Origin of the sequence: Paucibacter sp. B2R-40 (genome assembly GCF_025717555.1) — a bacterium.
Taxonomy (GTDB): Bacteria; Pseudomonadota; Gammaproteobacteria; order Burkholderiales; family Burkholderiaceae_C; genus Paucibacter_A.
Genome location: NZ_JAJIRP010000005.1, coordinates 212,644 through 227,863, shown reverse-complemented (window position 1 = coordinate 227,863; position 15,220 = coordinate 212,644). Strand labels below are relative to the sequence as shown.

Annotated in this window: 14 protein-coding genes; 13 read left to right on the top strand and 1 reads right to left on the bottom strand. The window is 63.7% G+C overall.

The window, feature by feature from the left end; all coding sequences use genetic code 11:
- Positions 1 to 137: 137 nt before the first annotated feature.
- The gene (locus tag LNV09_RS12230; protein WP_263557362.1) at positions 138 to 1,988 is read right to left on the bottom strand and encodes a S8 family serine peptidase; all 1,851 of its coding nucleotides are present in this window, start codon (positions 1,986 to 1,988) and stop codon (positions 138 to 140) included.
- A gap of 236 nt (positions 1,989 to 2,224) precedes the next feature.
- On the opposite strand from LNV09_RS12230, the gene LNV09_RS12225 reads away from it, so the two are divergent.
- From LNV09_RS12225 to LNV09_RS12165, 13 genes are all read left to right on the top strand, one after another.
- The gene (locus LNV09_RS12225) at positions 2,225 to 3,427 is read left to right on the top strand and encodes a type II secretion system F family protein (protein WP_263557361.1); all 1,203 of its coding nucleotides are present in this window, start codon (positions 2,225 to 2,227) and stop codon (positions 3,425 to 3,427) included.
- Positions 3,424 to 4,959 carry a GspE/PulE family protein gene (locus LNV09_RS12220; protein WP_263557360.1) on the top strand — a complete coding sequence of 512 codons (1,536 nt, stop codon included), beginning with the start codon at positions 3,424 to 3,426 and terminating at the stop codon, positions 4,957 to 4,959. The genes LNV09_RS12225 and LNV09_RS12220 overlap by 4 nt, the downstream gene beginning before the upstream one ends.
- Positions 4,940 to 5,725 (top strand): hypothetical protein, encoded by a 786-nt coding sequence (locus LNV09_RS12215; protein WP_263557359.1) that lies wholly within the window; start codon positions 4,940 to 4,942, stop codon positions 5,723 to 5,725. The genes LNV09_RS12220 and LNV09_RS12215 overlap by 20 nt, the downstream gene beginning before the upstream one ends.
- 8 nt (positions 5,726 to 5,733) lie before the next feature.
- The gene (locus LNV09_RS12210; RefSeq protein WP_263557358.1) at positions 5,734 to 6,390 is read left to right on the top strand and encodes a PilN family protein; all 657 of its coding nucleotides are present in this window, start codon (positions 5,734 to 5,736) and stop codon (positions 6,388 to 6,390) included.
- On the top strand, positions 6,387 to 7,001 hold the full coding sequence (locus LNV09_RS12205) for a hypothetical protein (protein ID WP_263557357.1): 615 nt from the start codon (positions 6,387 to 6,389) through the stop codon (positions 6,999 to 7,001). The genes LNV09_RS12210 and LNV09_RS12205 overlap by 4 nt, the downstream gene beginning before the upstream one ends.
- Entirely contained in the window at positions 6,998 to 7,564 is a 567-nt protein-coding gene (locus LNV09_RS12200; RefSeq protein ID WP_263557356.1) for a hypothetical protein, read from the top strand. Before LNV09_RS12205 ends, LNV09_RS12200 begins: the two co-directional genes overlap by 4 nt.
- 53 nt (positions 7,565 to 7,617) lie before the next feature.
- Positions 7,618 to 9,798 (top strand): secretin GspD/PilQ domain-containing protein, encoded by a 2,181-nt coding sequence (locus LNV09_RS12195; protein WP_263557355.1) that lies wholly within the window; start codon positions 7,618 to 7,620, stop codon positions 9,796 to 9,798.
- 4 nt (positions 9,799 to 9,802) lie between these two features.
- On the top strand, positions 9,803 to 10,282 hold the full coding sequence (locus LNV09_RS12190; protein ID WP_263557354.1) for a type II secretion system protein: 480 nt from the start codon (positions 9,803 to 9,805) through the stop codon (positions 10,280 to 10,282).
- Between the two features lie 11 nt (positions 10,283 to 10,293).
- The gene (locus LNV09_RS12185) at positions 10,294 to 10,686 is read left to right on the top strand and encodes a type II secretion system protein (RefSeq protein WP_263557353.1); all 393 of its coding nucleotides are present in this window, start codon (positions 10,294 to 10,296) and stop codon (positions 10,684 to 10,686) included.
- Positions 10,673 to 11,299, top strand: a complete 627-nt coding sequence (locus LNV09_RS12180) for a type II secretion system protein (RefSeq protein WP_263557352.1) — start codon at positions 10,673 to 10,675, stop codon at positions 11,297 to 11,299. The genes LNV09_RS12185 and LNV09_RS12180 overlap by 14 nt, the downstream gene beginning before the upstream one ends.
- A 132-nt stretch (positions 11,300 to 11,431) precedes the next feature.
- Positions 11,432 to 12,286: an XrtB/PEP-CTERM-associated transcriptional regulator EpsA gene (epsA, locus tag LNV09_RS12175; RefSeq protein WP_263557351.1), complete on the top strand. Its 855-nt coding sequence runs from the start codon at positions 11,432 to 11,434 to the stop codon at positions 12,284 to 12,286.
- Between the two features lie 374 nt (positions 12,287 to 12,660).
- On the top strand, positions 12,661 to 13,419 hold the full coding sequence (locus tag LNV09_RS12170) for a PEP-CTERM sorting domain-containing protein (protein WP_263557350.1): 759 nt from the start codon (positions 12,661 to 12,663) through the stop codon (positions 13,417 to 13,419).
- A gap of 106 nt (positions 13,420 to 13,525) precedes the next feature.
- Positions 13,526 to 15,010 carry a hypothetical protein gene (locus LNV09_RS12165; RefSeq protein ID WP_263557349.1) on the top strand — a complete coding sequence of 495 codons (1,485 nt, stop codon included), beginning with the start codon at positions 13,526 to 13,528 and terminating at the stop codon, positions 15,008 to 15,010.
- Positions 15,011 to 15,220: the final 210 nt, after the last annotated feature.

Genomic DNA, 15,220 nt, shown 5'->3' with positions numbered 1-15,220 from the left:
CGTGCGGCCAGCAGCGCTAGGCTGCCGTCAAGACCGAACGAACGAGTGACCCGTAGCCATCAAGTCAGAAGTTGCAGTCCAAGCGATACAAGCTGCCTTGCCGCGGTCCTCAACTCCCATCTCAATCTTCCAGGCCACTAGCTGCTGCTCAGCGGCGTTTGCCGGCGGCGCAGCAAAAATGCCGCCAAGCCCAGGCCGGCCACCCACAGCGGCGAGGCTGCACCTCCGCCGCCGCCGTCTGCCGCAGGCTCTGGCGTCGGTGTTGGCGTAGGCGTGGGCGTGGGAGTTGGGGTCGGCGTAGGTGTGGGGGCGGGCGGCGTGAAAGCGGTGCTGCCTTGCAATGCCCCGCAGCTTTTCAGCGCCGGGCTGCTCAGGACCACGGCGTCGCGCTTGGGTGCGGCGTATGTGCTCGGTGCTTGCGCAAACTTCAGCGCTTCTGCGGCGTCCAGCAAGCCGGCGCCGCAGGTGTCGGCGGTGCAAGTGCAGCGGCTCTTGTTGCTGGCCGTGCAATAGCCCAAGTCGGGGGCCAGTACATGCGGCCTTGCGCTGGCTTTCAGGCCGGCTTCGATTTGGTTCAGTGTCAAGGTCGGATTCAGCCCCCACATCAGCGCGGCCGTGCCTGCGACTTGCGGTGCGGCGAAGCTGCTGCCGCTGACGGCCGCGTGATAGGACGGTGGCGTGCTGGCGAGATTGGGTTTGTAGGTTGAGACGATGCCACTGTCGGCCAGCAAGCTGTCGCAGGTGGCGCCGCTGTCGCGGTCACCGCCCGGCGCGGCCAAGGCAATCTGTTTGCCGAAGTTGGAATAAATGGTCTTGAAGCCTTGCTTGTTGACGGCCGCCACGCCCATCACACCGGCGCAATTGGCCGGCCGGCCGACCGCGCCACGCAGATTGCCGGCCGCTGCAACGATCAACACGTTTTTGGCGCGCAACTCGGCAATCGTGTCGCTGTAGAGCTTGGCAGCAGCGGCCACATCCTTGTCCGGGTCGTTGATGTCGCAAGAGGTCAGGCCGGCATAGCCGATCACCAGTACCTTGGCCGGGTGAGGATTGGCAGGCGCGCCGCTCACGGGCAAACCCACCGACCAGCGCATGCCGTCGACCATATCGCCCACCGCCGCGCCGCACTTGCCGGATACCCGCACGGGCATCACTTGTGCGTTCCAGTTGATGGCGGCTGAGCCGGCCTTGTTATTCGTCCAGGCGCCGATCTGGCCGGCCACCAGGGTGCCGTGCCAGCTGCTTTTTTCGTTCACCAGACAGCCGTCCCACAGCGCCTTGTTGGCGTCGAACTCGGCCTGCGTCAGCGCGTCGCCGGGGTCGATGGTGTTGGCGCTGCGGCCGACGCCGTTGTTGTTGGCGTACTCGGGCTTGCTGACGAAGTTGTAGCCGGCCACCAGCTTGCCCGGGGGCAGTTCGGGGTGATCGACCAAGCCGGAGTCCAACACCGCCACGACGGGCGAACCCGCGCCGGTGCTGATGTCCCAGGCCTTGGTGAAGTTGGCGGCGGCCGGGTTGGTGCTGGCGCTGTAGTCATCCAGCCACCACTGAGCGTCTTTGGCGTCCGGGGCGCGGAACAAGGTGTCGTCCGGCACCATGGCGCGCTGCTCGCGCGCATTGACGGTGACAAAGGCGACGCGGCTGTCGGCGCGCAGACGCTCGCTCAGCGCCTTGGTCTGCGCTTGGCTCAAGTTTTGCTGGGCTTGCACCAAGTGCCAGCCCGAGCCCACGCTGCGCTGATAGTTGAGGCCCAGCTTCAGCTCGTCCAACAAGGCCTGGACTTGCTTGGCCGAGCCCTTCGATGCGCTCAACTGCAGCAGCAGGCCGGAGCCTTGCAACTGCTTCGCCTGTGCCGGGGCCAGGGTCGGCGTGACGGGGGAAGCCGCTTGAACGCCGAGGCCCAGCAGGCTGCTCGCGGCAACAGCGATCAGTTGAAGACGCGCGCGGCCGGCGGCGGCGCGCAATGGAAGGAGGGTATTGGTACGCATGGCGAGCAAGTTAGCGGTGCGCCGTGAAAGGCCTGTGACAGATGAGGCATTCGGCTCATGTTTGGCTGGTTTTGACTGATGGCGGGCAAAAAACAAACAGCAGATCGGGTGCTGATTGGCTTGTCAATGTCACATCACTGTCATTCACGGCGCAGTCACAGCAGATGAATACAGTCGCGCCACTCGTAGCTCCTTCGGCTCATTGCTGTCGGCCTTTTTCAGCGTTCTTGTCCGCCATGCCCCAGTACCTCGTCAGCTATCTCGATTCCGCCCGCCGTCCTGCCCAAGCGCAGGTGGCGGCCGTGGATGCGCAGGCCGTGGCGGCAGCGTTGGGTGTGGCGCCGGCGGCGCTGATCTCGGTGCATCCGCTCGGTGGCGGCGAAAGCCAGCTGCGTCAGGCACGCAGCGGCCAGGGCTTTCCCTTGCGCCAATTCGCGCAGCAGTTGTCGGTCTTGTTGAAGGCCGGCATCCCCTTGCTGGAGGCCTTGGTCACCTTGAAACAAAAAGAAGAGCAGGGCGGGGGCAGCAGCACGGCAGCACTCGACGGCGTGATCGCCCGCATCCAGCTCGGCGAGGCCTTTTCGACTGCCTTGCGCAGCCAGCCGCAGGCCTTTGATGCGCTCTTTATTGCAGTGGTCGAATCGAGCGAGCGCAGTGGCCAGATGGCGCATGCGCTGGCCGAGCAGGCCGACTACCTGGCCTGGGCCGAACAGCTGCGCAGCAAGCTGGTGGCCGCGGCCATTTACCCAGCCACCTTGATCGCGGCGGGCACGGCGGTGGTGATGTTCTTGCTGGTGTTTGTAGTGCCGCGCTTTGCCGGCTTGCTCGAAGGTGTGGGTGGGGACTTGCCCTGGGCTTCGCGCATGCTGATCGCCGTCGGCCAGTTTTGCGGCGAGAACCCTTGGGTGGTGCTGGGTCTGGGCTGCTTGATGCTGGCCGGTCCGGTCTGGGCCTGGCAGCGCGGCTTGCGCCAAGCGCTGTTGTCGCGTTTATGGAAATTGCCCTTGTTGGGGCCGAAGCTGCATTTGCTGGCCTTGGCGCAGTTCTATCGGAGTCTGGCGATGTTGTTGCTGGCCGGTGTGCCGGTCGTACCGGCGCTGCAGACCGCGCGCGGCGTGATAGCCGGCCATTTGCAGGCGCAGTTGGACCGCTGCATCGCTTCGGTGTGCACCGGCGAGCGCCTGTCGCAAACGCTGGAGCGTGAGGGCCTGAGCACGCCGGTGTCGCTGCGCATGCTGCGGGTCGGCGAGCGCAGCGGCGAGATGGGCTCGATGCTGGCGCAGGCAGCGGCCTTCTACGACGAGGAGTTGACGCGTTTGAGTGACCTGGTCACGCGCCTGATCAACCCGGTCTTGATGTTGCTGATGGGCCTGGTGATTGGCACCGTGGTGGTGCTGATGTACCTGCCGATCTTCCAGCTGGTGGAGCAGGTCAATTGAGCGCGGCATTGACGCTGGCGCTGGGTCGGCTTCCTAACGACGAAGCCCCCTGGGGTTTTAGCTTCGAGCAATGGACGCAGGCCGAGGCGCAGCGCTGGCGGGCGGTGCTGGCGGTGTCGGCGGCGGGCCGGCTGGCGCTGCTGGCGGACCGTGAACATGACGCCATGCTGCTGCAGCGCATCGAGGCCAGGCTGCAGCGCGCGCTGCGCTGGGTCAGCGGCTCGGCCGAGGATGTGGACGCGGCGCTGGGCGCCGGCGAGCAGGATTTCCGTGCGCTGCAAGACCTGGGCGAAGGCTTTGCCGACGGCACTGCGCAAGAGCAAGCGCAGGAGCTGTCGGCACTGAACCTGAGCGAGCAGGCCAGCCCGGTCGTGCGCCTGCTCGACGCGACGCTGTATGACGCGCTGCAAGACGGCGCCAGCGACATCCATTTCGAGACCCATCTGCGCGGCCTGCGGGTACGCTTTCGGGTCGACGGCGTGATGCTGGAGATCAAGAACCTCGACGGCACTTTGGCGGCCGAGCAGCTGGTGTCGCGCCTGAAGGTGATGGCCGAGCTGGATATCGGTGAGCGCCGGCTGCCGCAAGACGGCCGCTTCAAGCTGCGCATGCAGGGCCGAGAAATTGATTTCCGCCTGTCCATCATGCCCAGCGTGTTCGGCGAAGACGCGGTCGTGCGCGTGCTGGACCGGGCGCAGATCCAGGCGCAGGGCGCGCTAACGCTGGATTCGCTCGGCTTCGAACCCGAGGCGCGCTTGGCCATCCGGGCGCTGGCGCGGCAGCCGCACGGCATGCTTTTGGTGACGGGCCCAACCGGCAGCGGCAAGACGACCACGCTGTACGCGGCGATCTCCGAGGTCAACACCGGACAAGACAAGATCATCACCATCGAGGATCCGGTCGAGTACCAGCTGGCCGGTGTGGTGCAGATCCCGGTCAACGAAAAAAAGGGGCTGACCTTCGCGCGCGGCCTGCGCTCGGTCTTGCGACACGACCCCGACCGCGTGATGGTGGGCGAGATCCGGGACGCCGAAACCGCCCAGATCGCGGTGCAGGCGGCGCTGACCGGCCACTTGGTCTTTTCCACCGTGCATGCCAACAACGCCTTCGACGTGGTCGGCCGTTTCATGCATATGGGGCTGGACCTCTACAACGTGGTGGCGGCCTTGAACGGTGTGCTTGCGCAGCGCCTGATGCGCATCAATTGCCTGCATTGCCGTCGCCCAGTCAGCCCAACTTTGGCCGAGTTGCAAGCGCAGGATTTGCAGCCGCAGGCAGGTGACAACTTTATGCAGGGCAGCGGCTGCGCACATTGCCGCGGCACCGGCTACAAGGGCCGCCGCGCGGTCTCGGAGCTGCTTTGCCTGGACGATGAATTGCGCGACCTGATCGCGGCGCGAGCGCCCATGAGTCGCATCAAAGAGGCCGCGCGCGAGCGCGGCATGCGCACGCTGCGCGAGGCCGCCGTGGCCTTGGTGCGGCGCGGCGAATCAACCCTGGAGGAACTCGATCGTGTCACGCTTGCAGACTGATTCCGTTTTTTCCCGTTTTTTGCAAAAACTCAAGGCTTGGCAGCTTGCGCGCAGCTTGCCGGTCGCTTCGCTGTACTGGGGCGAGTCGGGCCTGTGGAGCTATGAGCAAGAGGGCGCGGGCCAGCGCTGGCCCGACTTCGAGCAATGGTGCGCCGCGCACCCGCGCCAGCAAGTGCGCATCTGGGTCGGCGGAGCCTGGGTGCACAACGTCAGCGTGCCGGCCGATATGCCCCTGGCCGATGCGCAGGCTGTCCGGTCTTACGCCCGCCTGCAGTTCGTGCATTACTTTGGCGCAGCCGCGCAAGCCTGGCCCTTGGCGGTCTGGTCGCAAGGCCAGCAGCGCAATGCGGTGGCGCTGCAGGAACAGGCTGGCTTGAGCCTGAATGCCTTGACCAGCGCAGCGCTGGCGCATGGCGTGCGCATCTTGTCGGTGCGCCCGGCCTGGAGCCATGCCTTGGCACAAGCTGCGGCAACCGACAGCGTCTGGGCGCAGGCCGAGAGTTCGGGCTTGGGTCTGCTGGAGGGGCGCATGCTGAGTTGGTTGAGCTTGGCGCGCGGGCAGGTGGTGGATGTGCAGCAGCGCTATCTGGACCAAGGCGACAGCACCGAGTTGCAGGCTTTGCTGCAGCGCTTGCAGCCGGCCACCGGCAACAGCCACGCGCCCAAGCTGATGGGCTGGGGCGGCGGCATGGCCGAGCTGGCGCTGGACTCGATTTCTGAAGGCCCACAAAGCGCCCATTGGTTGGCGGCGGAGGCCCTGCACTGATGTTTGGGATGGCGAAACGATCAGCAAGCCCAAGCAGCTGGCCGCGCCCCGACTTCATGCCCGCGCCGCAGCGCCCGGCGGTGTGGATGTGGGTTTGGCTCATGGTCGCAGCCGCGATGCTGCTGGCCTTGGCCTGGCGGTGGCAGGACTTGCAAGGCCAGCGCAGCGTGTTGGACGAACAGGCCGCTCTGTTGCATCAGTTGGCCGCTGTTGAGAGCCGGGTGGCGAGCGGCGAGGCGCCTGTAAACGCGGCCGAGCTGCAGCGTCGGGCCTGGGGCCTGCATGCTCAACTCAACCCCAAACAGGGCGAGGACTGGGCAAGCCGCTGGCTGGCGGTCGAGCAGGCCTTGCCGGCGGGCTTGCAAATGCAGGCGCTGGAGATGGAGGGTGCGTCGCTGCGTTTGGAAGGGCTGGCGCCCACGGCCGATCTGGTGATGCAGTTGGTGGACAGCTTGGCCATGCAGGCGGCGAGTCAGCCCGCTGCGGCGACAAGCTCAGGCGCGGGCACGGGCACGGGCACAGGCACAGGCGCAGCTGCAAGCCTTAGGCAGGAGGTGGTGCTGACGCGTTTGCAGCGGCCCGAGGCCGTGGGCGAGTCAGCCGATGCTGGCAATGCCTTGCGCTTTGAAGTGGTGCGCCGGCGTGCCACCGGGCTGCGTTCATGAGCAGCCCGGCCTTGCTTTTCCAGGCCCAAGTGGATCGTTTGCCGGAGCCCGCGCGGCAGTTGCTCGCGCGCCTGGGCTGGCCGGGCCTTGTGGCTGCTTTGCTGAGTTTCTTGGCCTTGTTGGGCGTTCTTTGGTTCTTGCCGGCGCAAGAGCGGGCACTGGCCCAGCAGCGCGAACAATTGACTGCGCAGCGCCAGGGGCTCAAGCAGCAGCAGTTGCGGCGCGAACAGCAGTCGCCGCAGCGTTTTGTGCAGAGCTTCCCGCCCGACAGCGAGCGCCAGGCCCGCACGGCGGCGCTGCTGGCGCTGGCCACCGAGTTGGGCCTGCCCTGGCCGCGCAGCGAGTTTCGCTACACGGCCGAGCCGGGGCTGGGCTTGGCCCTGGCCCAATACCGCATCGCGATGAATGTGAACGGCAATTACGAACAAATAAGGCGTTATGTCAGCGAGGCGCTGCGCTTGGACCCGGCGCTGAGTCTGGAATTGATCAAGCTGCGCCGTCTGCAGCCAGGCGCGCCGGAGTTGGCGGCCGAGCTGAGCTGGGTCTTGCATATGCAAATGCCCCATCCGGCCACGGCTACGGCTTCAGCCCAGTTGGAGAAGCGGCCATGAGCGCGCCGCTGCGCAGCCGCTTGCTGATGGCCGCCTTGGCCCTGAGCCTGGCTGCCACCGCCTGGGTGGCCAGCCGTGAAGAGCAAGAGTCGATTTCGGACAAGCCCAGCAGCCAGGGCCCGTCTCGGCCCGCGCTTGCCAAGCCGGCCTTGCACGTCGCGCCAGCCGGCTGGCCGGCTGCACTGGTGTTGGCTGCGGCCCATGAGGGCCCGGCCTGGGCCGAGCCAGGCGCGATCGCTCGGCAAAGCTGGGGCCTGGCCGCCAGTGCTGCGCCGCAAATTGCTGAGGCAGCGCCGCCCATCAATGCCCGCTCAGCCAAGGCCGATATTGAAGCCGAGCAAGCGCCGCCCGCAGCGCCGCCTGTCGCCTACAGCCTGGTCGGCCGCATGGATGAAGCCGGCCGGCCTCGCATTGTGCTGAGCAACGCGCAGCGCACGCTGGTGCTGGGCGTGGGTGAAGTGATCGATCAGCAATGGCGGATCGTGGCCATCGACCCCTCCGGTGCACAGCTGCTTTGGCTGCCTGGCGGACAAAAACAAAACCTGGCCTTTTCGAGCCCCTAAAAATGACGTTTCCAGTCCCTTCATTTCGGCATGTCGCTGGCCTGAGCCTTGTCATGATCTTGGCCGCTTGTGCCGCGCCGGCGCTGCGCGAGTCCGAGGCGCTGCTGCAGCGCGGCGAGCATGAGGCCGCTTGGCGCATGTTGCGCGATGCCAGCGCGGCCGCGCCGCAGGACATGTCTTTGCGCTTGGCCTACGCACGCCAGACCGAACGCAGCCTCTTGGCCTTGGCCACACAAGCCGAGACCGCCCGCGCGGTCGGGCAACTCGATCTGGCCGAGGCGCTGGTGCAGCGCATGGAAATGGTCGACGCGCAGTCGCCCCGGACCAAGGGCCTGCGCCAGTCGATCCAGCGCGCCCGTTTGCATGAAGCACAGGTGCGCCAAGCCAGCCAGCAGTTGAAGGCCGGGCAGTTTGACCTGGCGCGCGCATCGGTGCAGCAGGTCTTGGCCGAAGACCCCGGCCAATCCGGCGCGCTGGCGCTGAATCAGCAGCTGCGGCAGAAATATGCGCCGCCGCCGCTGCCTTCTGCGCTGGCAGAAGCTTTTCAAAAACCGATCAGCCTGGAGTTCCGCGATGCGCCACTGCGCACCGTGTTCGAGGCGATGGGGCGCGGCGCCGGCGTCAATTTCGTGTTCGACAAAGACGTGCGCGGCGACGCCAAGGTCACGATTTACCTGAAAGAGGTCACGCTGGACGAGGCGATGCGGGTGATCCTGTCCACGCAGCAGCTCGAGCGCAAGCTGCTGAACGACAAATCGGTGCTGATCTACCCCAATACCCAGGCCAAGCAGCGCGAGCATCAGGAACTGGTGACGCGCAGCTTTTACCTCAATAACGCCGACGTCAAGCAGGCACAAGCCTTGGTGCGCATGATGGCCAAGACCCGCGACATCTTCATCGACGAGCGCCTCAACCTGCTGGTGGCGCGCGACACGCCGGAGGTGATCGCGATGATAGAGCAGCTGATTGCCGGTCTTGACCTGCCCGAGCCCGAGGTGATGCTGGATGTCGAGGTGCTGGAGATCGAGACCAACCGCGACGACCAGTTCGGCCTGCAATGGCCGTCCGAGGTCAGCTACGGCCTGCCCGGTGTCAGTGGTTTGGTGGAGCTAGGCCAGCGCAGTGCCTTTCGCAGTATGGTGGCCAATCCGGTGCTGACGGCCAAGCTCAAAGGCGGCACTGGCGCCAGCAATGTGCTGGCCAACCCCAAGCTGCGTGCCCGCAACAAAGAAAAAGCCAAGATCCAGATTGGCGACAAGGTGCCGGTGTTCACCAGCACCTCGACCGCCAATGTCGGCGTTTCCACCTCGGTGACCTATATCGACGTTGGCCTGACGCTGGAGGTGGAACCCAGCATCCAGCTCGACAACGAGGTGGTGATGAAGGTCAATCTGGAGGTCAGCAACCTCGGCCTGAAGGAAAGCTCGGGCGGCGCCCAGCCGACCAGCGCCTACCGCATCGGCTCGCGCAAGGCCAGCACCTCGCTGCGGCTGCGCGATGGCGAGACGCAGGTGCTGGCCGGGTTGATCAGCGACGAAGATCGCAAGAGCATCAGCGGCCTGCCTTATCTGTCCGAGGCGCCGCTGCTGGGGCGCTTGTTCGGTGTGCAGGGTGACAACCGCAAAAAGAGCGAAATCGTCTTGCTGATCACGCCGCGTGTGCTGCGCAATTTGAATCTGCCGGAGGCGAGTCGGACAGTCTTGTCTTCGGGTTATGACAGCAACCCCGGCGCCGAGGGGGCCAGGCTGCGGCCGGCCGCGGCAGTCGCCTTGCCGATGACGGGCGGCGGCGGGGCGAGTGGGATCAATCTGACAGCGCCAGTTTCGATACCTGCGCCAGGGGTCGGCAAGACCTACGGTCAAACGCCTGCCGATGCGCCGGTTTTGCAGGGTGAACTGGAGATTCAAACCACCAACAACACCTCGGTCGGCGATACGCTGGCGGTCACCTTGCACAACAAGTCGGCGTTGAAGCTGCGGGGCGAAATGCGCTTTGATGTCAGCATTTTCATGCTGGCCGAGGCTGGGTCTGCCGGCAGTTCAGGTGCCAACGGTTTGATTGAGTTCGACTTGGCCGGCCATGGCGAGCGAGTCGTCATCTTGCGCGCGCGCCCTGGCTCAGCAGGGCGAAACTCAAACATCGAGCTGAATAATTTGGTCGCGCTCAACGCGCAGGGCGAAGCCTTGCCGGTCCAGCTTGAAGGAGATACCGGTGTGTCGGTCACCGGCAACTAGGCCCATGGCGCGCGTGCGTGCCATATATGGCTTCACCCTGGTCGAAATGCTGGCCGTGGTGACCATCGTCGGGATCCTGGCCGCAGCTGCCCAGCCGCTCAGCGTCTGGATGAACAAGCGCCACAAGGAAGGCGAGCTGCGCCAGGGCCTGCGCACGCTGCGGCTGGCGCTGGATGCCTACAAGCAAGCGAGTCTGAACGGGCAGATCGTGGTGGCGGCAGACGCCAGCGGCTACCCGCCGAACTTGAGCGCACTGGTCGAGGGCGTGCCCGATGCCAAAGATCCCAAGGGCCGCAAGATCTACTTCCTGCGTCGGCTGCCGCGCGACCCGCTGGCCGACCCGGCACTGCCGGCCGCGCGCTCCTGGGGCTTGCGCAGTTATGACAGCCCGGCCGACGCGCCGCAGCCTGGCCGCGATGTGTTCGACGTTTATTCGCAAGCCAGCGGCCTGGGCCTGGACGGCACGCGCTACCGCGACTGGTGAAAGTGCGACCCATGAGCCCTCGCGCAGCTAGAACAAACGGCTTCACCCTGATCGAGTTGATCGTGGTGATGGCCATCGTCGCCTTGTTGGCCAGCATTGCCGCGCCGCGCTACTTTGCCAGCGTCGAGCGCGCGCGCGCGAACAGCCTGCGCAGTTCGCTGCAAGTGATGCGCGGTGCCATCGATCATTTCGTCGCCGACAAGGCGCGCTACCCCGAATCACTGCAAGAACTGGTCGATGCCCGCTATCTGCGCCTGATCCCCGAAGACCCGCTGACCAGCAGCGCATCGACCTGGCTCGCGCTGACGCCGCCGCCAGAGTTAGAGACCCCGGGGCAAGTTTTCGATGTGCGCAGCGGCAAGGCGGGGCGGGCGCCGGACGGGAGCTTGTATGCGGATTGGTAGGCCTGCAGGCTGTCGCGGCTTCACCTATCTGTGGCTGCTCTTCATGGTGGCGTTGGGCGGTGTCGCACTGGCTGCCTTGGGTCAGCGCCAGCAACTGGTCCAACAACGTGAACGAGAAGCCGAGCTGCGCTTTCGCGGTGAGGCGATTGCCAAGGCCATTGGCGGCTATATGCGGGCGAGCCCGGCCGGAGCTAACAGCTTGCCGCAGCGGCTCGAAGATTTGTTGGAAGACCGGCGCAGCGGCACTGTGCAGCGACATCTGCGCCGCCTCTACGCCGACCCTTTCACCGGGCGGGCCGACTGGCAGCTCATTGTTGGCCATGTGGCGGTCAAGAAGCCAAGGGATCAGGATGAGGCAGCGAGCGAAGCGCTGGAGAAAAAGAAGCTGCCGGGGCCGCCAGGGCAACTGGGCAGCGCCGCCGTGAGCGAGGAGCAAGGCGCGCCCATGGTCAGCGGCATCGTCGGCGTCAGCAGCCGCTCGCGAGCGATATTGCTGGCCACCGGCCATGTAGTCGGTGTCGCTGAGGCTGCAAGTTCGCCCGCCAAGGCGCGCAAACCCAGGGTGTCCGAACTGCAATTCACCGCCCAAACCGAAGTTCTGGCATCCGAATGAGCCGAACGGCTCATACAAGAAAGCTTTTTTCAACACCCGGTCATCTGGCCTCACTACAGTCCACGCGCCGAGCACCTCCAAGTCTCATCGGTCGCGCTTTTCTATCTTTGCCTTGTCCACGCAAAACCCACCATGCACAACTCTGAAATGAACGACGCTGTGCTGCTGAGCAACAGCCATATCGAAGCCATCGTGCGGGCGGCCGAACAGTCTTTGGACGTGCGCCGCCGCTACCAATTTTTCGTCTGGACGCAGAGCAATCTGCAACTGCTGATCCCGCATCAGATCGCCATCTGCGGCGCCTATCAGCGCACGCAGCGGGAATTGGTCTTCGATGCTTTCAACAATGTCACCATCGCCGACGAGGTGCTGCTCAGTCTGACCGCGCCGCGCTGTGTGCTGATGCAGCAATTGCAAGGTCTGTGGCTGGAGGCGCGCTGCAAGCCGGTGCGCGTGACGGTGGAGCAATTGGAGGGTCAGGCCTTGCAGCCGCAACTCGCCGGCCTGCGCGCGGCCGGCATTCTGGAATTGTTGGTGCACGGCGTGTCGCGCCCGCAGCGGCCCAGCGAGATTGAGAGCTTCTTCGTCTTTGCGCTGCAAAACGCCAAGCTATTGCCCCAGCACAGCAGCTATCTGGAGCTGATGATGCCGCATATCCATGCCACCTGGCAGCGTGTGCAGGTGGTCGAGCGCGAGGTCAACGCCTCGCCGCAGCCGGCGCCCGTCAACGGCGCGCGTCAGACCGGCATCACCGAGCGCGAGCGGCAAATCTTGTCCTGGCTGCGCGAGGGCATGAGCAATCAACAAGTCGGCGAAGTCTTGGGTATCAGTGCGCTGACGGTCAAGAACCATGTGCAAAAAATCTTGCGCAAGCTCAATGCCGCCAACCGCGCACAGGCCGTTGCACGGGCGATGTCGATGAACTTGCTGGACCGCGCGCCGCTGGAAATGGTCAAGACGGCCACCACCACTGCAGCAGCCGTCTGAAGGCTCGAATAGCCATCGAAACACCCAAATGGGGGGTGGGCTGAATTCAATCATGACTTCACCCTAGTCCGTTTGGACTGTGAATTAGTACCGAAGCACCGAAACGGTGTCACGTTGATCGGTCAAAGTCCTGTTTGTTCCTGAGAGGGCTGTTTTTCGAAGCGAGCTTTCTCTTCATTCGTTCTTTGTTTGCGGGTCACCCGACCCAGGCGCCCAAAGTCACCGCCAATCGCAGCGACCTTCTTGCTTAAGAGAAGGTCGAAAAAAAGCGATTCAGGGGAGGCGGCACAGGCGTAGCGGGCAGACGCGGGAAGGTCCCGTTGCTCTGCCAGTCTTTTTGTAAGAAGTTCTTTTATTTCCTAACGGAGAAAATTATGCAAATCAAGAAAATCGCCCTGGCCGCTTTGGCTGCAGCCTCGTTCTCGCCTGCATTCGCGACTATCGCCACCGGCTGGGAAGCCGCTACGGGTGAAGCCGAGCTGGTGTTCATTGCCTATAACGACAAGGGTTCCTTCACCAAGGATCTGGGCATCACGACCAACCAATTCCTGGCTCAAGGCCTCAATGTGAGCGTACTGGGCAGCGAGTACAGCCGCTTCCAAGCGCTGGGCGGCACAGGCACGGTCTGGTCTTTGCAAGCGACCAACCAAAACGACTTTGGTGCCAACCCTTACGAAATCAACACTTGGATCACCAAGAACAGCAGCCAAGTTGCCAACAACCTGATCAACTCGTTGTTCAACAACGCGTCGCAAAACTTGGCTGGTTTCTTCGTTCAATCAGACCTGTCGGCCAACAACGCTGGCATCGGTCTTGATGCAGGCGTGAACAACATCGAGTGGACCGGTTTGGTCGGCACCGAAGACTACGCCAATGGCTACACCAACCTGGGCAATACCTACGGTGCGAGCAGCGCCGTCGGTGAAGCTGCCGACATCGTCTACCTGACAAGCTCGAGCTCGTTCGCCAGCCAAAAGGTTCTGGTGGTTCCGTTCACAACGGTCAAGGTTAATTTTGACGGTTCGAACATCACCGCTGCTGCGACCGCTGCAGTTCCAGAGCCAAGCACCTACGCGATGTTGATCGCCGGTCTGTGCGCTGTTGGTTTCGTTGCTCGCCGCCGCCAAGCTTAATTTCCCAAGTCTGGTTTGAAGTCTGAGGCATGGCCATTTGGCCATGTCTTGGGCGCAGCCTTGCCAAGTTTTTCTGAACTTAACTCCCGATAGAGAAGCAAACATCATGATGAAATTTCGCAGCTCCCTGATCGCCGTGGCCGCTTTGGCTGCCCTCGGTTCGGCCCACGCGCTGACCCCAGCTGAAGTCGTCGCCGCGCGCAATGATGGCACCTTGAAAGAAATCAAGATCACCGGCGCATCCGCCTTGCGTTTCGCTCTGGGTGGCTTCATCCAGGCTGACTTGGCCGGTGTTTATCCTGACGGTCACCCCAAGGCTGGCCAAAAGTCCTTGGACGTGTTCTGGAACGACGCCACCGGCGCCAATCACCGCGCTTACTCCTTCTTGCTGAAGACTGCCGTCGGCGGCTGGGGTGTCGGTACACCAGTTTTGATCACCAAGCGTGATGCAGGCGGTTCCGGCCAAGGCGTTGGCCCGCTGATCACGGCCGATGCGACCCAAACGCACATGAAGGTCGATGCAACTTGCACCACACCAGCGGGCAGCGTTTCGCCAGCGACCGACATCCAAAAAGTAGGTTTCCTGTGCTCAGGCACGGTTGCTGGCTTGGCTGACGCCGGCCTGTCCGACGTTGAGCCATCGTTGCTGGAGAACACCATCAACGGCGGCCTGGGTCGCTCGGTTGCCAATCTGGAAGCCGTCGGCTTTGTGCAGAACATTTTCGGCGTCGCCGTCAACAAGAATCTGTACCTGGCTTTGCAAAAAACCCAGGGTCTGGTTGACCCTACTGCTACCGCCATCGACGAATCTGCTGCCAAGCAGCCTAGCCTGCCAATCCCATTTGTGCGTGGTGTCTTGACCGGCCAACTCCAGGGCAGCACCACTGCCAAGAAGGGCTGGAATCTGGTTGTCGACGCTGCGGCTGACGCCAATGCCGTGAACAAGAAGGTCAACGTCTGCCGCCGCGCCGCCAGCTCGGGCACGCAAGCCGCTGCAAACGCATTCTTCTCCCAAAACCCATGCGGCGGCGGTGACAAGTATCCAGTGGCTGGCCCGACAGCCACCACGGGTGGTACGACCGGCGTCTTGGGCGCACTGGGTTCCGCTGCCTACAAGGCCGATACCAGCACTGGCTTGGTTGAAACCTGCTTGGGCACCACGGTGCAGAACATCGCCGGCGCATACGGCCTGGCTGTGATCGGTCGTGAGAACAACCCAACGCCTACCGTCAATGGCGTTGTGGGCGACAAGGGCTACCGCTATGTCAAGCTGAATAACGTCGCTCCTGAGCGTGCCAACGTTGTCGATGGTTCCTACGAGTTTGTGTTCGAGTCCACCATGCAATGGGCCAAGAGCGGCGCCAACGCACCGACCGGCGACAAGCTGACTTTGCTGCAACTGTTGCGCAACAACATGGGCAAGGCAACGATCTTGGCTGGTTTGGATCCTGACTTCCAAGCCGGTCTGGCCGCTGTGCCTACCAGCTTCACCGGCGCTTGGGCTGACCTGCCAAAAGCCGAGCGCGATTTCACATCGCACTCCTCGCGCAAGTCCGCCGCTTCTTGCACAGCAGTGACGACTCAGTTTTGATTTTTGTTGGCTAGATCAACTGCCGCACAAGCTCAGTTGATCTGAACCCAGGGGCGAGCGCAAGCCTGGCTTTTTGCTCGCCCCTTTTTTGCCGTCATTGAAGTCATTGCTCTCGACTTCAATGAACAGTTTGGGTGTTGTGGTCGCGGCATGCGAAACCCACATCGCAACGACTGTTTGAAAGACTGACCGTTTGTTTGATTGATTGAC